15 protein-coding genes and 1 pseudogene are annotated in these 21,235 nt (G+C 70.5%); 12 read left to right on the plus strand and 4 right to left on the minus strand.

Features of this window, described 5'->3' with window-relative positions; all coding sequences use genetic code 11:
• Window positions 1-60: 60 nt before the first annotated feature.
• Complete coding sequence (locus JKJ07_RS07930; protein WP_202990566.1) at window positions 61-2,721, minus strand: AfsR/SARP family transcriptional regulator; 2,661 nt, start codon at window positions 2,719-2,721, stop codon at window positions 61-63.
• A 143-nt stretch (window positions 2,722-2,864) separates the two neighbouring features.
• Here JKJ07_RS07930 and JKJ07_RS07935 point away from each other — a divergent pair, with 143 nt between their 5' ends.
• On the plus strand, window positions 2,865-3,371 hold the full coding sequence (locus JKJ07_RS07935) for a hypothetical protein (protein ID WP_202990567.1): 507 nt from the start codon (window positions 2,865-2,867) through the stop codon (window positions 3,369-3,371).
• A 4-nt stretch (window positions 3,372-3,375) separates the two neighbouring features.
• Here JKJ07_RS07935 and JKJ07_RS07940 read toward each other — a convergent pair whose 3' ends face one another.
• A complete protein-coding gene (locus tag JKJ07_RS07940; RefSeq protein WP_307834159.1) occupies window positions 3,376-4,611 on the minus strand; it encodes a CATRA conflict system CASPASE/TPR repeat-associated protein in 1,236 nt (411 codons plus the stop codon).
• Window positions 4,612-4,980: 369 nt separating this feature from the next.
• Here JKJ07_RS07940 and JKJ07_RS07945 point away from each other — a divergent pair, with 369 nt between their 5' ends.
• From JKJ07_RS07945 to dhaK, 9 genes are all read left to right on the plus strand, one after another.
• Entirely contained in the window at window positions 4,981-5,157 is a 177-nt protein-coding gene (locus tag JKJ07_RS07945; protein ID WP_202990569.1) for a hypothetical protein, read from the plus strand.
• 122 nt (window positions 5,158-5,279) lie between these two features.
• Window positions 5,280-7,091, plus strand: coding sequence for an HEXXH motif domain-containing protein (locus tag JKJ07_RS07950; RefSeq protein WP_202990570.1), 1,812 nt, complete (start codon window positions 5,280-5,282; stop codon window positions 7,089-7,091).
• A 215-nt stretch (window positions 7,092-7,306) separates the two neighbouring features.
• Window positions 7,307-8,704, plus strand: a complete 1,398-nt coding sequence (locus tag JKJ07_RS07955; protein WP_202990571.1) for a VMAP-C domain-containing protein — start codon at window positions 7,307-7,309, stop codon at window positions 8,702-8,704.
• 5 nt (window positions 8,705-8,709) lie between these two features.
• Complete coding sequence (fxsT, locus tag JKJ07_RS07960) at window positions 8,710-12,693, plus strand: FxSxx-COOH system tetratricopeptide repeat protein (RefSeq protein WP_202990572.1); 3,984 nt, start codon at window positions 8,710-8,712, stop codon at window positions 12,691-12,693.
• Window positions 12,694-12,709: 16 nt separating this feature from the next.
• Window positions 12,710-13,414 carry a LuxR C-terminal-related transcriptional regulator gene (locus JKJ07_RS07965; RefSeq protein ID WP_202990573.1) on the plus strand — a complete coding sequence of 235 codons (705 nt, stop codon included), beginning with the start codon at window positions 12,710-12,712 and terminating at the stop codon, window positions 13,412-13,414.
• 19 nt (window positions 13,415-13,433) lie between these two features.
• The gene (locus tag JKJ07_RS07970; protein WP_202990574.1) at window positions 13,434-14,294 is read left to right on the plus strand and encodes a class II fructose-bisphosphate aldolase; all 861 of its coding nucleotides are present in this window, start codon (window positions 13,434-13,436) and stop codon (window positions 14,292-14,294) included.
• Entirely contained in the window at window positions 14,291-15,049 is a 759-nt protein-coding gene (locus JKJ07_RS07975) for an HAD-IA family hydrolase (protein ID WP_202990575.1), read from the plus strand. Before JKJ07_RS07970 ends, JKJ07_RS07975 begins: the two co-directional genes overlap by 4 nt.
• Window positions 15,046-15,660, plus strand: coding sequence for a dihydroxyacetone kinase subunit DhaL (dhaL, locus tag JKJ07_RS07980; RefSeq protein WP_202990576.1), 615 nt, complete (start codon window positions 15,046-15,048; stop codon window positions 15,658-15,660). The genes JKJ07_RS07975 and dhaL overlap by 4 nt, the downstream gene beginning before the upstream one ends.
• Window positions 15,657-16,751, plus strand: coding sequence for a dihydroxyacetone kinase subunit DhaK (gene dhaK, locus JKJ07_RS07985; protein ID WP_202990577.1), 1,095 nt, complete (start codon window positions 15,657-15,659; stop codon window positions 16,749-16,751). The genes dhaL and dhaK overlap by 4 nt, the downstream gene beginning before the upstream one ends.
• 236 nt (window positions 16,752-16,987) lie before the next feature.
• Here the strand turns inward: dhaK and JKJ07_RS07990 are convergent, their stop codons facing one another.
• Window positions 16,988-17,854 carry a MerR family transcriptional regulator gene (locus tag JKJ07_RS07990; protein WP_202990578.1) on the minus strand — a complete coding sequence of 289 codons (867 nt, stop codon included), beginning with the start codon at window positions 17,852-17,854 and terminating at the stop codon, window positions 16,988-16,990.
• Between the two features lie 39 nt (window positions 17,855-17,893).
• Window positions 17,894-18,865 carry a LacI family DNA-binding transcriptional regulator gene (locus JKJ07_RS07995; protein WP_202990579.1) on the minus strand — a complete coding sequence of 324 codons (972 nt, stop codon included), beginning with the start codon at window positions 18,863-18,865 and terminating at the stop codon, window positions 17,894-17,896.
• 73 nt (window positions 18,866-18,938) lie between these two features.
• On the opposite strand from JKJ07_RS07995, the gene JKJ07_RS08000 reads away from it, so the two are divergent.
• Together JKJ07_RS08000 and JKJ07_RS08005 are read left to right on the plus strand one after the other, a co-directional pair.
• Window positions 18,939-20,030, plus strand: coding sequence for a phytanoyl-CoA dioxygenase family protein (locus JKJ07_RS08000; RefSeq protein ID WP_202990580.1), 1,092 nt, complete (start codon window positions 18,939-18,941; stop codon window positions 20,028-20,030).
• Between the two features lie 34 nt (window positions 20,031-20,064).
• A pseudogene (locus JKJ07_RS08005) lies at window positions 20,065-21,156 on the plus strand (glycoside hydrolase family 32 protein); the annotation flags it as partial.
• Window positions 21,157-21,235: the final 79 nt, after the last annotated feature.

Below are 21,235 nucleotides of genomic sequence, written 5' to 3' on the forward strand. Positions count from 1 at the left end.
GAGGTCTCCTCAAGAGAAGTGCTGTTGGAGAAGACTTTGCGTGACCCCGCCAAAGAATCCCTAAAGAAGCTCCGCCACCGCCGCCACCAGGGAAGTCTCTGACGCTGAGCGGTAGGCGCGGGCCACCTGAACGGGTGACAGCGCGGCCCGGGCGGCGGCCTCGGCGGCGTCGCGGTCGGCGATCTCGTCGGGGGTGAAGCTGGGCGCGCCCAGGGCCGACCGTTCCCGCTCGGCCAGCACGAGCAACCGCAGCCCGTTTTCGGCCGCCGACTCCAGCACGTCGAGCTGGGCCAGCCCCTCGATCGCGTCCAGCTGCCCCTCGGCGATGCCCAGCTCGGTGTAGAGGGCGAGCGCCTCGCGCATGGCGGCACGGGCCGGCTCGTACCGCCCCCGCCGCCGATCGGTCGTCGACAGGTTGCTCAGCGCGGCCGCCTCGCCCCGCCGGTCGTTGAGGGCGCGAAAACCGGCCAGCCCCTTCGTGAACAGCTCCTCGGCCTCGTCCAGGCGGCCCATGCAGCGCAGCGTCCCGGCCGTGTTGTTCGAGGCCGCCGCGACCATCCGGGCGTCCGCGGCCCGCTCGGCCAGCTCCAGCGCCTCCCGCCCGAACGCCAGCGACGCCGGATAGTCCTCCTGGGCCTGGGCGGTGATCAGCAGGTTGTTCAACGCGGCGATCATGCCGGCCCGGTCGCCGAGCGCGCGGAACGTCGCCAGCCCCTCCTCGCCCAGCCGGCGCGCCCGGTCGAGGTCGCCCGAGTTGCGGGCCAGGGCGGCCGCCGCGCGCAGGGCCTTGGCCCGCAGCGCCGACGGTTCGGTCGAGGCCGCCAGCGCGCGGTCGAGCCAGCCCAGCCCCTCGGCCATCCGCCCGGCGACCCACCAGTACCACCACATCGCGGCCACGATCTCGAGCCCCTGCGCCGGTTCACCTTCGCGCAGCGCCCAGTCGGCGGCGGCCACGATCGTGTCGTGGTCGGCGCCGATCGTGGTCAGCCAGGCGGTGTGCGCGGGCCCGTCCACGGGCGGCGGCGTGGCCAGCTTCGTCGTCCAAAAACCAACCAGGTTCCCGTACGCCGAAGCGCGCTCGACCGGCCCGAGGCGCTCGCGGGCGTACTCGCGGATGGTCTCGATCAGGCGGTAGCGTCCGTCCCGCCACTCGACCATGGACCGGTCGACCAGCTGGGTGAGCGGGTCGAGCGGATCCCCGCCCGCCACCTCGGCCGCGGCCGCCAGCTCGAAGCCGCCCGCGAAGACCCCCAACCGGCGCAGCAACTCCTGCTGGGGGACGTCGAGCAGCTCGTAGCCCCAGTCGATGGCCGCCCGCATGGTCTGGTGCCGGGCCACCGGCGAGCGGCCGGTGAGCAGGTCGAGCTGCCGGTCGAGCCGCGACACGATCTCGGACAGCGGCACGGCGCGCAGCCGGGCCGCGGCCAGTTCGATGGCGAGCGGCAGGCCGTCGAGCCGGCGGCACAGCTCGGCCGCCACCGCCTGTTCGGCCGGGGCCAGCCCGGTGCCGCCGCGCGCCGCGGCCACGCGATCGGCCAGGAGCCGTACGGCATCGGCCTGGGGATCCGTCGCACCCGGGGCGGGGATGGCCAGCCCGCCCAGCGTGAAGATCACCTCGCCGCTGAGCCCGAGCTGTTCCCGGCTGGTGGCCACCAGGCGCAGCCCTGGGCAGTCCGCGAGCAGCGTGTACGCCAGCTTGGCCGCCTCGGCCAGCACGTGCTCGCAGTTGTCGAGCACCAGCAGCACCCGGCCGCCGAGCTGCCGCGTCACCGTCTCGAGAATCGGGGTGCCCGGCTCCTCGCGGATGCCCGCCGCCGCGGCCAGGCGCAGCTCGAGCGGGCCGTCCCGATGCTCGGCCAGCTCGACCACGTGCACCGCCTCGTGGTCGGCGGCCACCTCGCGGGCCAGTTCGACGCTGAGCCGGGTCTTGCCGGCGCCACCCGGCCCCACGATCGTCAGCAGCCGCGACCGGCCCAGCAGCTCGATCACCCGGTCGAGCTCGGCCCGGCGCCCGATGAACCGGTTGCGCTGGGCGGGCACGCCGGGCGCGGGACGGTCCAGCGTCGGATCCTGCCGGCGTACGGCGGCGGCCAGCGCGTCGAGCTCCGGGCCCGGGTGGGCGCCCAGGTCGGCCAGGGCCGCGGCCGTCCGGTCGTACGCGGAGAGCGCCTCCCCGGCCCGCCCCGAGCGGTAAAGCGCCGTCATCAGCAGCCGGACCAGGCCCTCGGCGGTGGGCTGGGCGGCCACCCACCCGGCCAGCTCGGTCGCCGCCGCCACATGCCGGCCGTCGGCCAGGGCCCGGCGCGCCCACTCCTGCCGGGCGCCGAGCCGCAACTCCGCGAGCCGGGCCGAGGCCGCCGCGACGGACGGCCCGGCGGCCACCCCCTCGTACGGCTCCCCGCGCCACAAATCCAGGTCACGCGACCGCTCGAACTCGGCCGCGTCGAACTCCGCCCCGGCCAGGTCGAGCCGGTAACCGCCCGCGCCCGTGCCGACCCGGTCGCCGACAACCTTGCGCAGCGCCGAGACGTGCATCTGCAGCGTCGCCGTGGCCGTCGACGGCGCGCCGTCCGGCCACAGCTCGGCCAGCAGGCGCTCCACCGTCACCGGTTTGCCGCGGGCCGCCAGCAGCACGGCCAGCAACGCCCGCGGTTTCGGCGGCACCGCCACCTCGCTCTTGTCGCTCAAAACCCGTACCGGCCCCAGAACCTCGAACCGCACCCGCGCCTCTTTGGTGGTTTTTTGGCGGCGCCGGTCAGGCTTCCCGCACAGGTCGGACAGGGAGTGAAAACATGCTAAGTGCACTGCGGACCAGCGCCGTCGTAATGTCCACGATCGTGTTGGCGACACTGACCGCTTGTGGGATGGAGGAATCACCCATCCCGGCCGAGGCGGACAATGGCGGCGACTTCTCGCTCGGCCCGAAGGTCACCATGACCTTCGACCTCGGTGGGGCTCTCTCGGGCAAGCAGACCGCCCTGGCCCCGTCCCTCAACGGGAAGTTCCTGAAAGACTGCGCCGAATACTCCCGCGGCACAAAACGCGAGGACGGCTCCACGATCTTCGCCATGGCCGGCCTGCTCGACGGCAACGTCGCGGACCACAAGGTCACCGTCGAACTGTGGATCGACGACTACGCCGGCCCCGGCGACTACCCGAAGGACCAACTGGTGGCCCCCGGCTCCCGCCCCAGCATCGCCATCGACAACAAGATCTACGGCACCTGGCCCGACTCCACGTCGAGCGCAGTCAAGACCGACGGCAAGGGCGGCGGCACGTGGACCTTCAAGAAGCTCGCCACCACCGGTGAGGGCGGCCTGCCCGGCGACGCCGTCACCGGCACGATCAAGTGGACCTGCCAGAACCCGTGACCGCTCAGCGGGGCCGCCGCTTGTAGGCGTCGAGTCCCTCGAACACCCCGGATTCGAGCCAGGCGCTGCCTGTCGTGTCCGGTTCACAGCCGGCCGCCCTGAGCCGGTTCGCGAGCGACTGTTTCGTCAGCGGGCTGTCGGTCAAGGGAATTCCACGGTCATGAATCTCCGGCGGCAGCTCCGGGCTGCCCGCGACGACCAGGAGGTGCTGGCGCCGGGCCAGAGTCAGGGCCAGCAGAGCCTGAACGAGGAACCCCTGGTCGGTGTCCGTTCGCCCGCCCTCGATCACCTCCCCGGACGTCGCCACCACGATGGTGACCCGGGCCAGCCGCATACCGGCGACCATGATGTCCATGGATCCCGGAGTGAGCGTGACGTCGGGGTCGATGCATTCGTCGCGCTCCACCGGGCTGAGACCGATCGACCGCAGGAAGTCGTGCATTCTGCTCTGAACCTGCGGATCCGACGTGCAGACCAGCACCCGCCGCCGAAAAGGGTCATCGGCGGTCGCGGGCGCCGCAGCCGTCGCCGGTATCGAGGGCGCGGACGGCGGCCCGACGGGTGCTGCGGACAGCGGGAAGGGCGGCCGGCTGGCCGACGGCGGCAGGCTGGGGCTCCCGTCCGACCAGGTCCACGAGTTGAGTTCGGTGGATCGGTCGGCGGGCGCGAGCACCAGCAGCGACCGTGGGTTTTCCCGCTCGACCGGCTGGTAGGTGACGAGGTGGTCGCCGGCCCGGGTGCCGGCTGTCCACCAGCGGTCCGGCAGTTGCACGGGCAGACCGTCAGCCAGCGATCGCGCCAAGGTCGCGTCCAGTTCGCCGGGAGTGCCGTCCGCGACCTCGGCTTGATAGAGGTGGATGCATGCAAGGTCGCTGGGCCAGGGCGCGGCGACCGTGACCCAGCTGTTGAGCAGGTCTGACCAATCCAAGCGGGACGGATCCGGCTGCGACAAGATGAATGACAGGGTGAGCAGGTCGTCCACGCGCCGCGCGACTGCTTGGAAGCCGGCCCCACCGCGTTGTTGTGCGGCCAGGACGAGCCCGGCAGGGCTGGTCGGGCCCGGGACCGTCGCCGGCAGATGCAACGGAATGCCGGGCAGAGGATTCTTCATCGCGAGCGAGAACTGGCAGTCTTCCCAGATCCGGCGGGCCTCGGCGTAGGCCCGTTCGGACTTCGGGCCGGTGAGCGGGCAGAAGGCGTGCACCACCAGTCCTGGATTGACCACCCGCATCGAGGTCATCGTCTCCCGGCGTCGACGAAGGGCCGTTCGATCACCCCGGCAGGGTGCCCGTGATCACACTGTAACCAGGCCGATACACCCGAGCCTCCCTCGAATTTACGACGCGTTCCGGCTACGGAGGGGGCTTCGGCTCGGCGCTTCCGCGGCGGCATCCTTCCGGCCCATGCTCGGCCTGGCCGGAAGGGGTGGCCGATCTGCCGATCCGGCCCCTTCCCCGCGGACGGCGGCGTTAGCATTCTGTGACGGAACGCTTCATCACGGTCTGCTGTGGGGAAGCCGTAGTGGCGCGCAAGAACCAAGCCGGCCGTCCGCTACGATCCCCGGGGCCGTGCGGCTGGATGCGGCATACCTCGTACGAAGGTGAAGCAGATGGGCCAGGACTCACCGGAAGTCGAAACCCGGCTCCTCGATCTCAGTGACCTGAGCTTCGGCGAGCTGGCCGAGCAGGACCCGGAAGCCTTTCGCCGACCGCTGCTGGACTTCCTGCGCCGCATCGATCAGCCGAGCCAGAGCATCAGCGGCTACAACCCGCAACGCCTCGACTGATCCGAGGCGGCGTCACCCGCACGGCTGGCGGATGAGACTTGCCGCGCGATCGGTGCTCGCCCTGCACGTGCATATGCAAGAATCGCCGCGGCCTACTCCTCCTGCCGCCAGGAGACACCGCGTTGACTCTCGAACGTCAGGTCGCCACCGTTCCGGGGCGAACCTCTACTCGCTTGCATCGCGTAACGGCGTCTGACTTCGAGGAACTGACTCACGGGCGAGGCACCGCCGCGACCGTGCAGCGGCTGGCGGTGACCGAACGCAGCGCGCGGATGGTCGTCCTTTACGGACTTCTGCACACGCTGTTCAACGAGGGGCATGACGCCGGACCTCTTGCGTCGCCGGAATCGGCATGGCAGCTTCTGACCGCGGCCGAGAAGGCAGATCCCGTGGCGGCCGAGCAGGTCCTGATGTATCCACTTTCGGGTATCTGGGCCGCTCACCTCTACCGACGGCTGCGGAAGATCGTCCCCGAGGACGCGCCACTGTGGCTCGACATCGGCTATCTGCACGCGATGGCCGCTACCGGAGCGATCAGAGCCGGCATCGACTTCTCCATGGACATCCCTGTCCGTGACGGCGTGGCGGTGTTGCCCGGCCTCGGTTACGCAACGTTCGCCGGGCTCGACGCGGTGCCGGCGCACGTCGAAGCCGTCGCGGGGACGGTGACGGTGACCGTCGGGGATCAACGCGTGCTGGTCGCGCCCGGCGAGACCGGCTGGCACCCTGCCGTGCTCTGTGTGGCCGAGACCGCGGGAACGCGCCTCGAATTCGTCCTGGACGACGTCCATCCGTACCGGAACTTGCGAAACTATTCCGCCGCCGAGCCATTGTCCGCCGAGGACGTGAGCGCCTGGCGCTCGCTCACGGTCGATGCCTGGGCAGTCCTCGTCGAACAGGACCGGACGGCCGCCGAATCGGTCGCGGCGTCGCTGGCATTAGTGGCTCCCATCCCGAAGGCCAAACGACACCGGCCGCTCAGTGCCTCGTGCGACGAGGCGTTCGCCGCCGTAGTCGCGTCCATGCCGGAGGACGCGGAGCAGCTCGCCTCGACCATGGTGCATGAGACGCAGCACGTCCGGCTCGGAGCCGCCCTGCACCTGTTCCGGTTCGTGGAGGAGAAGACCGGCTCCCGGGTCTACGCGCCGTGGCGGGACGATCCGCGACCGCTGGCCGGCCTGATTCAGGGCATTTACGCATTTATCGGTATCACTGGATTCTTCCGTGGCCGCGATCATGCGGTGGCGCGATACGAGTTCGCGCTGTGGCGCTATCAGCTGCACCGGGTGCTCGCCGGCATCGACGGGCATCCCGGGCTCACGCCGCTGGGCCGGCAGCTCGTGCGAAATCTGGCCCAGCCGGTGGAACAGTGGATGACGGAGCCCGTCGAGCCGGCAATCCGGGCCCGGGCCGAAGCCGCGGCCGCGGACCATTACGGTCAATGGCGCTGTCATCATCTCCCCGTGCCGCCGGAGGCGGTCGACGACCTCGCCGAGGCCTGGCGGGCCGGGCTGCCGTGCGTGATCCCGCCGGAGTTCCCCGACCGCGAGCCGGTCGTCGACCGTGAAGTCGGACGCCTCGACAGCCGCGCCGTTCTCGCCCGGGTCCGGCTCGGCCGGCCGCAGGAGTTCGAGGACATCCGGGCGGTTCCCGCCGATGTCGCCGAGCACGTCCCGGGTGCGCTCGCAGGCGACGTGCATCTCGTCGCGGGAGAGTACGACGAGGCGCGGACCTTCTACGAGGCGTACCTCGACGAGAACCCCGGAGACGCACGCGCCTGGTTGGGCCTCGGCCTGTCCATGGCGGCGCTCGGCGAGGAGCCGGCGTTCCTTCTCGGCCGCCCCGAGGTGGTGCGCGCTGTCGCGCTGCGCATTGCCGCGCGGGGTGAGGGGGCGTCGGCGCGGTCCCTCGTCCGTTGGTTCGAGCGTCGCTGAGTGGTATCGAGCTCGCACTATCGGTAGTCTTCGAACTCTCCCGGTTACCCTTCGGTGGAACTCCGTCTCTTCCCGTCGAGGGGTGTCTCGGGCCCATGAGAGGAGAGACCGGTGCGGGCTTGCCTGAGTAAAGACCGTTGACGCCGGAGATCCCCGAACCCGGTCCACGGCCCCAGGGCGCACAGGACGTCCGGTCGGGCGTCAGGATGCGCATCGTGGCTCTGCTGAACGAGAGCGGTGGCCTCAGCGACTCCGGGGACCGTGACCGGCTCATCGCCGCCGTGACGGCACGTCATTACGGTGACCTGCGCGTAGAGCCCGGCGCCGGCACTGCAGAGCATCTGACGCACATCGTCCGCGACTGTGCGGCCGCCGAGTGTCTCGGTCATCTGGTCGATGTGCTGGAGCAGGATTCTCGTCTTCGCTCGCCGGCCTTGCTGACCTTGCGCCAGCTCTACGACGAGTGGAACGCGGCCGTCGTTTTCGACGATGACGACTGGTGGTCGCTCCGGGCCGAACTGGCGACGGTGACTCTGACCAATCTGCACGACCTCTATCGACGCGCGACGCCGTTCGGGTTCAGTTCGCCGCCGCCCCACTGTGACGATGCCTGGCGCATGTTCGTCTACCTGGCCGGGCTCAACGAGAGCGACGAACGGGTACCACCCTGCACGATCTTCCTGTGGTCGATCGCCGACCTGCTTCCGGCCGGGGAGCAGGGTCCGAACCCGCTGCGGCGCCTGCTCGACCGGCTCGTGCGGCGGTGGGACATCGTCGGGCCGTTTCAGCGCGCCGTTTACAGCCTGCCCCGGGTGCCGGTCGATCAACGCTGGGACCCCACCCTGCTCATCGCCATCGACTTCGACCGTCCCGACCTCTTCTCGGTCGTCTCCTGGACCCAGTGGTCGCGGACCGACCGCTTCAAGCGCGGGATCGGGCGGGTCGTGCCCCAGGCCGGCCTCGAAGCCGCCGTGCAGGAAATCGTGGCCACAGCGGAGAGAAGCTGGCTGGGAGGCGATGACGGGCAGCTGCGGCTCGAATTCCTGCTGCCCTTCGAATTGCTGAACCTGCCCGTCGAAAGATGGCGCAAGGAACACGATCCGGTCGACGGCCCGGTTCCTCTCTACATGCACTACCCGGTGGTGGTGCGCAGTCTGGACCGGATTCGCAAAGGCGGCCGGAGGGCGTGGAACAAGCGGTGGCACAGCCTGCGCCGATCCCCGCACGGCGTCGACTGGCTGGCCAGCCGAGGGGCGGACCACCGGCTGGAGGAGGAGATCCAGCGCGAGGAGCGGATCGTGACGATGATCCTCAGTGAACCCCCGCCGGGGCGTCAGGACGGCGCCGCCAGGGAGATTCGGATCGCCATCCGCACCGGGGTGCCGATTGTCATCTGGCATCGCACCGAGCCGCCGTCGCGATCTTTTCTGAGGCTGGTCGAGAACCTCATTTTCGACGGTGGCATGGCAGAACTGCCGGATCGTGCATCGCAGTTGAGGATCACCGCATCGATGAATGAGGATGGTGGCGGGGTCGGTCAGGACCTCGTCCTGCTCTGGGACGATCCCTCCCGCTTGCCGGGGGAGTTCGTGGTGACCGCGGGGGAGGAGTAGCGGCAGTGGCCGAATCGTCGCCGTCAGCCGGTCAGGGGCCGACTTTGCCCGAGGCGCCGTCCGGCGATGTCACGACGATCGAACAGCAGACTGTGCACCTGCCGGGTGGCGACGCGCAGTGGCCCGTGGTCGTCAGCTATCCGGGGGACGGCACAGTTGCCGCGGCCTTGCGGCCGTTGGCGGAGCTGGGCGTGTCGCGCGACGACTGGGACTTCGAGGTTCTCGTCGATGATCACCATTCGATGCAGTTGTGGACCGAGGCCATCGACGCCTTCGCCGACGAGATCGTCCGGCTGGAGATCTTCCGCAGGGTGCGCCGCTGGCGCCTGCGGGTGCCGTCGACCACCGCCGAACCGCCCCGCCTCGCTCGCCTGACCGACCAGGAGCCCACCCGCGCGGCCCAGGTCCTGGTCGAGCCCGGCCGGCCCCGGCTCCTCCTGATCTGCACCGACGGCGCCGCACCCGGCTGGCGTCGGGGAACCCTGACCGAGGCGTTGCGGGCCTGGGGCGAGACGCATCTGGTGGCGGCAGTTCACATGCTGCCGCAGCAGCTGTGGGGGCGCTCGGGGGTGATCGGGCTGCGGACCAGCCTTGAGCCGCTCGGGGACGCGCACGCGAATGCCGGGCTGCGGCTGCATGCCGACGCCACCCCGACCGACCTCGGCGAACAGGAGGCGGCCGTACCGTCGCTGATCGTTCCGGTGATCGAGCTCGACGGCCCGTGGCTCTACGAACTGGCCCGGTTGATCTCGTCGCCGGAGGCCGAGCCGGTCGCGGTTCCCTGTCTCTTCCTGTCCGACCCGGCGGCCGGGCCGCCGGTGCACCGAGGCGATCCGGCACCGGCTTCGCCCGGCCGGACTGTCGCCCTCTTCCGGGCCGAAGCGTCACCGCAAGCCGTCAGCCTGGCGCGCCTGCTCGCGGCGGCGCCGCTGAATATCTCGATCATGCGGCTCGTCCAGGCGAGGCTGCTGCCCGGTTCCCGGCCCGAGCACTTGGCCGAGCTGGTGGTGGCGGGCCTCCTCGGGCCGGTCGCGGCCAACCCGGCGGTGGACGATCTCGGCCTGGTCACGCACGAGTTCGTGGCCGGGGCCCGGGTCGCCCTGCTGCGCGCGTCCGATCAGCAGACCACGAGGCAGGTGCTGCACCTCCTCGATCAATATCTGGGCGACCGGGTGCCGTTGATCCGGCTGGTGGCCTCCGCGGTCCGTTCCCCCTCGCACACCACGATCACGTCGATCTCGCCCGGTGAGCGCCGGCTGGCGCAGGTCCAGGCCGTCGTCCTGCGCGCGCTCTCCGGCCCGCACCTCGCGCTCGCCGGCGAGATCGAGCGAAACCTCGTCCCGCCTTCCCCGGCGCCGTTCACGCCACCGACACCCCCGGAGGTCACCGTGCAAGCGAACCAGGGTGCCGAGTCCCCCTTCCCCAAGCCGACAGTGGACGTCGCGCCGAAGGCACCCGGCTCGGCCGCGCGGGTGCCAGTGATCTTCGGCCGGCTGCCACCTCGGAACCCGAACTTCACCGGCCGGCTGGAGCTGCTCGAGCAGCTACGGACGCGGCTTGCCGCCGGAACGACGGCGGTGCTGCCGGAGGCGCTGCACGGCATGGGTGGCGTGGGGAAGACCCAGGTAGTCATCGAGTACGTCTACCAGCACCAGGCCGAGTACGAAGTCATCTGGTGGATCTCCGCCGAGCAGACGTCCCAGATCGTCGCGGGAATGGTGGAGCTGGCACAGCGGCTCGAACTGCCGGTCGAGGCCGAGGCCGCCGCCGCCGTTCCCGCAGTACGTGATGCGCTGCGGAGAGGCACCCCGTACTCCAACTGGCTGCTGATCTTCGACAACGCCGACAGCCCGGAAGAGGTGACCGAGTTCTTCCCCAAGGGCGGCCCGGGCCGCATCCTGGTCACGTCCCGCAACTCTCGGTGGGGAGCGGTTGCCCGAAGCCTCGAGGTCGACGTCTTCGAGCGCGCCGAGAGCATCAGCCTGCTGCGATTGCGCACCGACCGGCCGGGGCAGGTGGGCAAACGCTCGGTGCTGAGCGATGACGACGCGAACAAGCTCTCGGAGGTGCTGGGCGATCTGCCGCTCGCCATCGAGCAGGCCGGCGCGTGGCTGGCGGAGACCGGGATGCCGGCCCACGAATACCTCGAGCTGTTCGACAGCAAGACGACCGAGCTCATGGAAATGTCGACGCCGGTGCCGTTCTATCAGATCCCGGTCGCGGCGGCCTGGAACGTGTCGCTCGACCATCTGGCCCGCAACCGGCCCGCCGCCCTCCGGCTCCTGCAGCTCTGTGCGTTCCTTGCCCCCGAGCCGATCTCGCGCGGGCTGCTGCTCGGGCCCAGCGCGGCGCAGATCGAGGAGGAGGCCGACTCGGCGCTGCGCGATCCCATCCAGTTCGGCCGCTCCATCCGCGAGATCAGCCGGTATGCGCTGGCCCGGATCGACCACGTCAACAACAACATCCAGCTGCACCGGCTGGTGCAGGCGGTTCTCGTTCAACGTATGGATGAGCAGGAACGCCGGAAGATGCGCGGACGGGCTCATCGGCTGCTCGCGGTGAACGACCCGAACCAGCCCGAGATCCGATCCTCGTGGCCTCGCTACGCCGAGCTCTATCCGCACCTTCGCGCTTCCGGCGCGATCGTCGACGCGGAGGAGCCGTTCGTACGTCAGCTTGTGATCAACGAAGCCAAGTATCACGCCCGGTGGGGTGACCTCAAGGAGAGCCTGTCCATCTCCCAGGACGCGTACGAATCCTGGGCGCCGCCGGAGGGGGCCGCCGAACCGCCGCAGCGGCTCGAGATCGGTCGTTGGCTGGGTTACGTGTTGTTCGCGCTGGGGCGTTACGAGGAGGCGGCCTCGCTGAACTCCGTCCTCCTGGAAACGCATCGCGAGCAGCTCGGCGAGGAGTACGAGGCGACCTTCGACGCGATCCAGGCGGTGGCCGCCGACCTGCGGGTCCAGGGCAAGTTCCAGGAGGCCGTCGACCTGTCCCGCGAGGTCTACGCCAAGTGTGGCCGCGGACTCGGCGAACACGACCCGATCACGCTGAACGCCGGGCACAACCTCGCGGTCAGTCTTCGGCTGGCCGGGCTGTTCGAGGAGGCGCGCGAGCTCGATGTCGAGATCTACAACGGCAAGGTCCGGACATTCGGCGCCGGGCATGTGGACACGCTCGTCGCCATGCGTGGTGTCCTGATCGATCGGCGGCAGCTCGGCGACTACATGGAGTCGCGCGACGAGTTCGAGCTGCTGGCCCAGACGTTCGTCGACACACTCGGCAACCGCGACCCGCAGACGCTGGAGACCTATCGGAGCCTGTCGGTGACCCGCCGCAAGGCCGGCGACCATCAAGGCGCGCTTGACCTGTCGCGGGACGCACTGGACAGGTATCAGATAGCGCTGGGGGCGGACAACCCCAGCACGCTCGCGGCCGCCCTGAACCTGTCGCTCGACCTGCGCCAGGCCGGCCAACTCGACGAGGCCGAGCAGATCGCCGAGGAGAACTTCCGGCGGTTCCGGCTGACGCTCGGCAAGGAACATCCGCACGCGCTCTCCGCCGGTGGCAACCTGGCGATCATCCTGCGGTTGCGGGGCAACCTGACTGACTCACGCGGGCTCAACGAGGCGACCGCACGCCGTCTGCGCGACCGGCTGGGCGACTCGCACATCCTGACGCTGGGTTGTACAACCAATCTGGCCAGCGATCTCTTCGCCTCTCGCGAATACCAGGCGGCTCACGACCTCGACACCGAGAACCTCGCGCGCTACCGCAATGTTCTCGCCGAGGATCATCCGTCCACGCTGGCCGCGGCTCTGAACCTGGCGATCGACCTCAAAGTGCTGGGCCGGTTGGACGAGGCGACGGAGCTGAGGCAGGACACCGTCGAGCGCTACCAACGGACCCTCGGCGCCGACCACCCCGCCACATTTGCCGCTGAACAGTGGACTCGGGCCAACTGTGACATGGATCCGATGCCGCTGTGAGGCCTATGTTCGAGGGGTGGGTGCCGGGGCGGGCGAGGACGTGGTCGCGGACGTGTATCGCGACCTCGGGCTGGCGGCCGTGTTGCGGCGATTGTTGCGGCATACCGCGCGGCTGACCGGGGCGGCCGCCGGCAGTGTGTCGCTCGTGGACGCCGGGGCCGGGCATTACACCAAGGCCGCCGAGCACGGGGCGTTGTGCCGGCTCGGTGACACGTTCCCGCTCGACGAGGGGGCGACCGGCTGGGCCTTCAGCCGCCGGCGGCCGGGGGTCGTCGAGGAGTACGGGCGGCTGCGGGGCGGCCATCTGGCCGGGTCCGATCCGGTGCGGCGGGGGCCGGCGGCCGCGGTGCCGATCTGGTGGCGCGGTGACGTGATCGCGGTCAGTGTGACCTTCGCGCCGCGGGCCGGGGTGTTCTCGGCGCGGGACGTCGACGACCTCGAGGTGCTGACGCAGACGGTGGCGGCCGCGATCGTGCGGGCCGATCGGCTGCCGGGGTCGCCGTTGACCGCGCGGGAGGACGACGTGCTCGAGCTGATGCGGCAGGGGCTGACCTATCGCGAGATCGCCACCGGGCTCGGCCTGTCACCCAAGACCGTCGAGAAGCACGTCGGGGCGATCATGCGGAAGACCGGCACGTCGAACCGGACGGCGGCGGTCGTGACGGCCCTCGACAGCGGCTGGCTGGGCCTGGGGGAAACACCCCATACCGCGTACGAGTGATCGTGGCTTGACTGGGCGCATGCCCGTCGTCGCCATGAAGGAGATCCTCGACCGTGCCCTGACCGGCTGGTACGGGGTGGCGGCCTTCAACATCGTCAACGACCTGAGCATCGAGGCCGTCCTGGCGGCGGCCGTCGAGGAACACGCCCCGGTCATCCTGCAAACCTCCGTCAAGACCGTCAAGCAGTACGGAACCGCCCAGCTCAAGGGCATTTTCGACGCCCTCGTACGCGGTGTCGAGGTGCCGGTCACGCTGCACCTCGACCACTGCCCCGACCGTACGGTGATCTCGGATTGCCTGGCCGCGGGCTGGAACTCGGTGCTGTTCGACGCGCACGAGCTCGACGTGACCGAGAACCTCAAGCAGACGACTGAGGTGGTGGCCGAGGCACGCCGTACGGGAGCGCATGTCGAGGGCGAGATCGAGGGCATCCAGGGGGTCGAGGACGACCTGGGCTCGGACGACGCGTCGACGGTCCAGTCGCTCGAGGTGGCCGTCGACTTCATCCGGCGTACGGGGGTGGACTGTTTCGCCCCGGCCATCGGCAACGCGCACGGGCAATACAAGCAGGCGCCGGCCCTGAACGTGCGGCGGGTGACCGACCTGGTCGCGGCGACCGGCATCCCGATGGCCCTGCACGGCGGCACCGGGCTGGCCGACGAGCAGTTCACCGACCTCATCGCCCGCGGCTGCGCCAAGGTCAACATCTCGACGGCGCTCAAGGAGAGCTTCCTGCGGTCGAGTCTGGAGTCGTTGCGGGTGGCCGAGGAGCGGAACAAGTGGGACCCGCCGACACTGTTCCGGGCCCAGCGGGCGGCCGTGGTCGACATGGCCAAGCAGCACATCCGGCTCTTCGGGGGATCGGGGCGGGCCTGGTGACCGCGCTCGTCTTCGACTGCGACGGGGTGCTGGCCGACACCGAACGCCACGGCCACCTGCCCGCCTTCAACGCCACCTTCGAGCGGTTCGGGCTGCCGGTGCGGTGGACCGAGCGGGAGTACGGCGAGAAGCTCAAGATCGGCGGGGGCAAGGAGCGGATGGCGAGCCTGTTCGCCGACCCGGCCTTCGCGGCGGCCGTGGGAGATGCCGACCGTACGGAATTGCTGCTGGCCTGGCACAAGGCGAAGACGGCCGCGTTCAAGCAGCTCGTCGCCGACGGCCGCGTCCCGCCCCGGCCCGGCATCGCGCGGATCATCCACGCGGCCCTCGACGCGGGCTGGGTCGTGGCCGTGGCGTCGACGTCGGCCGAGGAATCCGTCCGGGCCGTGCTCGAGAAGGCGGTCGGCCCGAACAGCATTCCCGTCTTCGCGGGTGACGTGGTGCCGGCCAAGAAGCCCGACCCGGCGATCTACGACCTGACGGTGGCCCGCCTCGGACTGGACCGCGCGCGGACGCTCGTGATCGAGGACTCGCGCAACGGGCTGCTGGCCGCGACCGGCGCCGGGCTGCGCTGCCTGGTCACCGTCAACGACTACACCCGCGGCGAGAGCTTCGACGAGAGCGTGCTGGTGGTCTCGGAACTGGGCGACCCCGGCCGTACGCCGATCGAGGTGCTGGCCAACCGGGGCGCGGCCCGGCCCGGCGACTACGTGACGCTCGACGACATGCGCGCCTGTCTGGAGGAGCCCCGATGAGCCTGGCCAGCACGGAACTGGTGGTCCGCACTATCGCCGAGACCGCGATCGGGAACGAGAAGTACTTCGGCGACCTCGACTCGGTGGTCGGCGACGGCGACTTCGGCTACTCACTGGCCCGCGGGTTCGAGAAGCTGCTGGAGGGCTGGGACGACCTCGACCGCAGCAGCCCGGGCGCGTTCCTCAAACGTACGGGAATGGTCATCGCCTCCCGGATCGGCGGCACGTCGGGACCGCTCTGGGGCACCGCGTTCATGCGGGCCGGCGGGGCCGCGGGCGACTCCGCCGACCTCACCGGCGACCAGGTGGTGGCGATGCTGCGGGCGGCGATCGAGGGCATCAAGGCGCGCGGGCAGTCCGATGTGGGCGACAAGACGCTGCTGGACGCGCTGGTGCCGTTCACCAACGCTCTTTCCGGAGGTCCCCTGGCCGAGGCCGCGTCAGCCGCCCGCAAAGCGGCCGACGCCACCAGCGAGATGGTCGCCAAGCGGGGACGTGCTGCGTACACCGGCGAACGCAGCAGGGGATCGGTCGACGCCGGAGCGATGGCGGTGGCTGTCATCGCCGAACGGATCAGCGAGATCTGGCCTGGAGAAGGAGCTTCGTCGTGAAAAAGTTCGTCAACGATCCCAAGAACTTCGTGCCCGAGATGCTCGAGGGGATCGCCCTCGCCAACCCGGACACACTGAAATACGTCCCCGCCTACAACCTGATCATGCGGGCCGCCGCGCCCAGCGAGAACAAGGTCTCGATCGTGCAGGGCTCCGGTTCCGGGCACGAACCCGCGCACGTGATGGTGGTCGGCAAGGGCATGCTCGACGCGGCCTGCCCCGGTGACGTGTTCGCGGCGCCGCCGATGGACTACGTCTACGAGACGGCGAAGCTGCTGGCCTCGCCCAAGGGTGTGCTGCTGCTGGTCAACAACTACACCGGCGACCGGATGGCCTTCGACATGGGTAAGGAGATGGCCGACGCCGACGGCATCCGCTGCGAGATCCTGACCGTCAACGACGACGTCGCCGTGCAGGACTCGCTCTACACGGTCGGCCGGCGCGGCGTGGCCGGCAACTTCTTCGTCATCAAGGCGGTCGGGGCGGCGAGCGAGCAGGGCGCCGACCTCGACGAGCTGCTCCGCATCGGCCGCAAGGTCAACGACGTCACCCGTACGATGGGGGTCGCGCTGACCGCGTGCACGCCGCCCGCGAAGGGCTCCCCGCTGTTCGACCTGGGCGGCGACGAGATGGAGTTCGGCGTCGGCATCCACGGCGAACCGGGCCGCGAACGCCGCAAGCTGGCCGCGGCCGACCAGATCGTCGACGACCTGCTCGACGCCGTCGTGCCCGACCTGCCCTACCGCTCGGGCGACCGGGTCGCCCTGATGATCAACGGGCTCGGTGGCACGCCGATCAGCGAGCTCTACATCCTGTTCCGCCGGGCCAGCCAGCGCCTGACCGCCCAAGGCATCACGGTCGGCCGCAGCTACGTCGGCGAATACTGCACGTCCCTCGACATGGCCGGCGCCTCCCTGACCCTGGTCCGCCTCGACGACGAGATCTCATCCCTGCTCGAAGCCCCGGCCGAGGCCGCGGTTGGTGCTGGTCAGCGGCGGCACCCGGGGCCCTGCCGATGGGCCGGCTCGCGCAGGGAGACGAGATCGCCGACTTCGTGGTGTTCCTGCTGTCGCCCCGCAGCGGTGTGGTGACCGGGTCGGTGCTCGACTGTGATCAGCAGGTAGCCGGGGGAACGGACTGACGGGTCACCGGCGTCGGGACGGGCCGAAGAGCAGCATGGCGACGAGGCTCATCATCACCAGGGCGACCAGGAGAAAGATCAGCGCTGTCGTCGTGTCCACCGAGACATCTTTACGGACGGTGCCGCCTCTTGTTCGGCCTGTGACAGCTGGCGAATAAATCGGCGAAAGCCGCCGAACCGATCGAACTAGGACATGCGGGCCAGCCAGCGCATGACCTCGAGGGCGTGGGAGGCCGGGTCGCGGATCGGGTGGAAGACGTGTTCCACGACGTCGTCGGTGACGATCAGGGTCAGGCGGTCGTAGAGGGTGCCCTCGGCCAGGGTGGGCAGGCCGAGGGCGGCCGCCAGGGTCAGCCGCGGGTCGGGGATCAGTGGGTAGGGCAGCTGCAGGCGGTGCACGAGCTCGCGCTGATAGCCGGTCGACTGGGCCGAGAGGCCGTAGACGCGGGCGGCCCCGGCGGCCAGGATCTCGGCGTGGTGGTCGCGCAGCCACAGCGCCTGGTCGCGAGCCCCGTGCACCTCGAGGAGGCTGCGGGGCAGGTCGACGCCGGGGCGGCCGGTCAGGGGGTAGACGAACACCACCGTACGGCCGGTGCCGAGCGCCGACAGGTCGACCGGGCGGCCGTCGGTGGCGTAGAAGCTCAGCGGCGGCAGCGCGCGGCCGGCCAGTGAGCCCGGGTCGGCATCTAAGAAAGGTGCGGTGGTGATGACCTGGCGGGCGGCCTCGTCGATGCGAGCGTCGAGCGCATCCCGCTGTGCGGTCAGTTCGCCGATCCGGGACTGCAGGCCGGTCACCGTGCTGCGGAACGTGGCCAGCGCGGCCGCGCACACGTCCTGCCCGGCGGCGATCGACTCCACGAACGGGCGGGTCTCCTCGACCGACAGGCCCAGCGCCATCAGCTCGCGGATCTGCGCGACCTGCCGCTCGGCGACCGGCTCGTACTCGCGGTAGCCGTTGCTCAGCCGCCGCGGCACGACCAGGCCGGCCGCCTCGTAGTAGCGCAGCGCCCGGACCGTCGTCCCGGTGCGGCGCGCCAGTTCACCCACCCGCATGCCGCGACCCTAAACCCGTACCCCAAGGTACGGGTCAAGTCAGAACTCGACCGGCGGCGCGTTGTGCGGCGTGATGACCTGCACGGCCGACGGGTTGGTGCGCACCGGGCCGGGCAGCGCGCCGTGGGCCTGCAGCACGGCGTGGCAGGCCCGGCGCAGGTCCGTACGCAGGTCGTGGTGCAGGACGGCGGAGAGCTTGCGCTCGCGGAGCAGCATCGTGTTCTCCCGGTCGAGGTCGTGGGCGATGAAGACCCCGTACGGGTGGCCCTGGAACGCCTCGACCACGGCCGTGTTGCCGCCCGCACCGGCGTAGAGGGAGTAGATCGCCCGGATGTCCGGATGCTGCTCGCGGGCCGCGCGCAGGGCGGTTGCCTCGTCGACGGACTCGACGACGGGCCGGCGGATCTCGGCCCGGAACCCGGCGGCCCGGTCGTCCTCGCCGCGGAACGACTCGTGCGCGCGCACGACCAGCACCGAACCCGGCCGGTCGCCCAGCCACTGCTCGATCAGATAGGCGGCGGTCGCCCCGGCCGCGTGGTTGTCGATGCCCGCGTACGCGATCCGCGGGCTCGCCGGCAGGTCGGTCACCAGCGTCACCAGCGGCACCGCCAACGCGCGGGTCGCGGCCACGATCTCGGGCGTGTCCGGGGCTTTCAAGACCACCCCGTGCGATCCCGTACGTCCTAACCGCGCGAGCGTCCCCACGACGTCGCCGCCGTCGTGGAAGCGGACCCGGACGATCGCCGGACGCAGCCCCGGCAGCTCGGCCTCCATCGCCGCCCGGATCGCCGCCGAGAACCGGGCCGGCGCCCGCACGACCACGTCGACGAGGAACGTGCGGCCGCCGAGGCGCACCTGGTCGCGCTGCCGGTCCAGGTCCTCGATGGCCCGGCGCACCTCGCGGACCGTGCTCTCGCGCACCCCGCCCCGGCGGTGCAGCACCCGATCCACGGTGGCCTCGCTCAGCCCGGCCTGGACGGCGATCTCGCGGATCCGGTACGGGTGCCTCATGCGTTCACGATGAGGGCCTTTTGAGGGGTTCTCAAGGGCCCGGCGGCTCGCGCCGGACCCTAGCGTGAACGGCATGACAACCTGGTTCACCGCCGCGGACTGCCGCCTGGAGGACTTCCGGGCCGTCTGCGAGCAGAAGACGGAACTGACCGACTACCCGCACGCGACCGACGTCGTCGACAACGTGCTGATCTATCCGGGCGACCTGGCCGGCACCCGCGAGATCCAGGGCGAGCTGATCCGGGCGCTGCGCGACGGCCCCGGCATCGTGGTCTTCACCTCGGCCTTCGCGCCCGCCGTGGTCGACCGGGCCACCGCCGTGTTCGCCGATCTGATCGAGGAGCAAAAGGCTTCCGGCGTACGCGGTGGGGACCACTTCGCGCAGCCCGGCGCCAACGACCGCGTGTGGGGCGCGATCGACAAGTTCGCGCTGCGTGACCCGCGGGCCTTCGCCGAGTACTACGACAACGACACCCTCGCGCTGGTCTGCGAGGCCTGGCTGGGCACCGGCTATCAGGTGACGTCGCAGGTCAACGTGGTCAACCCGGGCGGCCAGGCGCAGGTCGCGCACCGCGACTACCACCTCGGGTTCATGTCGCAGGAGCAGGCGCTGCGCTACCCGGCGCACATCCACACGCTGTCACCGGCGCTGACGTTGCAGGGCGCGGTGGCCCACGTCGACATGCCGGTCGAGACGGGCCCGACGCTCTATCTGCCGCACTCGCAGAAGTACCCGCCGGGCTACATCGCGTTCCACCAGCCTTCCTTCACCGGCTATTTCGACCAGCACCACGTGCAACTGCCGTTGAGCAAGGGCGACGCCGCGTTCTTCAATCCGGCCTTGTTCCACGGCGCCGGCACCAACAGATCCTCCGCCGTACGCCGGATGGCCAACCTGCTGCAGGTCTCGTCGGGCTTCGGCCGGGCCATGGAAACCGTCGACCGTACGGCGATGGTGTCCGCGCTCTACCCCGTGCTGCTCGACCACGCCGGCTCGGTCGACAACGTGATCGCCGCGTCGGCCGAGGGCTACGCCTTCCCCGCGAACCTCGACCGTGACCAGCCGATCGACGGCCTGGCCCCGCGTACGCAGGCCGACCTGGTGCGCCAGGCAGTCGCCGAACGTTGGGACCAGGATCGCTTCGAGAGCGAGCTGAGGGGGTAGTGGACCCGGCTTTCCGCGTCGGCACGGGCGGCCCGAGCGGGGCTGGGTGAACGATCCGAACGGCTGCTTCTTCGCCGGCGGCCGCTATCACGTGTTCTTCCAGCACAACCCGGACGCGCCCGTGCACGACGCGATCAAGTGGGGCCACATGAGCTCGGCCGACCTGGTCTCCTGGCGCCAGGAGCCGATCGCGCTGGCCAACCGGCCGGGCCGGCCCGATGCGTACGGGTGCTGGAGCGGTTGTGTCGTCGACGACGGGGGAGTGCCGACGGCCATCTACAGTGGTGTGTCCGACGACTCCTATCGCTCCGTCGTGCTGCTGGCCCGCGGCGACCGCTCGATGCGCACGTGGGAGCAGACGTCGACCCCGGTGGCCGGCCAGCCGGACGACCCGGCCATCAGTCACGCCCGCGACCCGTACGTCTTCGAGGCGTTCGGCCACCGGTACGCGCTTCAGGGCGCGGGCCACACCGCCGGGCAGCCGTGCGTCCTGGTCTACGACTGCGACGACCTCACTTCCTGGCACGAGCTGGGCGTCCTGCTGCCCGGCGACGACCCGGTGGCGGCCATGATCGCTCCGGCCAACATCTGGGAATGCCCCAACCTGATCCGCTTCGGCGACCGCTGGGTGCTGCTGCTTTCCCTGTTGCACCACGGCAGGCCGGCCGGCGTCCGCTATCTGGTCGGCGACCTGACGCTGCCCGGCCCCCGCTTCCGACCCGTCGCGGGCGGCCTGCTCGACCGCGGCCCGTGCTTCTACGCCCCGCACGTTCTCTCCCGGCCCGACCGTACGTTCATGTGGGCCTGGGCGTGGGAACGGGACCCGCCGCCCGGCGCGCCCTGGGCCGGCAGCCTGACCTATTGCCGGGAGCTGACCCTGGCCGGGGATGTGCTGATCTCTCGTCCCGCCCGTGAGCTGCCACCGGGCACACCGCTCGAGCCCGGGCCCACCGCTCTCTGGCTCGACGACACGCTGGTGGCCGAGTTCGACGTCCCGGCGTCTCCCCTGGTGCCGCCACAACTGTTTCTGGACGGGTCGATGGTCGAGATCTTCGACGGCACCGCGACGCCGTGCACGACCCGGGCCTATCCCACTGGAACCAGCCGCTGGCAGATCCGCCGGTGAGCGTCTCCCGTCCGCCGTTCGGGCGTCGCCCGGAAAAGTGTCAGCCCCCGATGGCACAATCCGCGGCACGTTCGCCGAT

The organism is Paractinoplanes lichenicola (genome assembly GCF_016785085.1).
Classification (GTDB): Bacteria; Actinomycetota; Actinomycetes; order Mycobacteriales; family Micromonosporaceae; genus Actinoplanes; species Actinoplanes lichenicola.

Excerpts from the sequence above, each read along its gene's own strand:
- JKJ07_RS07935 (WP_202990567.1), top strand. The coding sequence starts at position 2,865 with ATGGAGGAATCACCCATCCCGGCCGAGGCGGACAATGGCGGCGACTTC.
- JKJ07_RS07940 (WP_307834159.1), bottom strand. The coding sequence starts at position 4,611 with ATGACCTCGATGCGGGTGGTCAATCCAGGACTGGTGGTGCACGCCTTC.
- JKJ07_RS07945 (WP_202990569.1), top strand. The coding sequence starts at position 4,981 with ATGGGCCAGGACTCACCGGAAGTCGAAACCCGGCTCCTCGATCTCAGT.
- JKJ07_RS07970 (WP_202990574.1), top strand. The coding sequence starts at position 13,434 with ATGCCCGTCGTCGCCATGAAGGAGATCCTCGACCGTGCCCTGACCGGC.
- dhaL (WP_202990576.1), top strand. The coding sequence starts at position 15,046 with ATGAGCCTGGCCAGCACGGAACTGGTGGTCCGCACTATCGCCGAGACC.
- JKJ07_RS07990 (WP_202990578.1), bottom strand. The coding sequence starts at position 17,854 with ATGCGGGTGGGTGAACTGGCGCGCCGCACCGGGACGACGGTCCGGGCG.
- JKJ07_RS07995 (WP_202990579.1), bottom strand. The coding sequence starts at position 18,865 with ATGAGGCACCCGTACCGGATCCGCGAGATCGCCGTCCAGGCCGGGCTG.
- JKJ07_RS08000 (WP_202990580.1), top strand. The coding sequence starts at position 18,939 with ATGACAACCTGGTTCACCGCCGCGGACTGCCGCCTGGAGGACTTCCGG.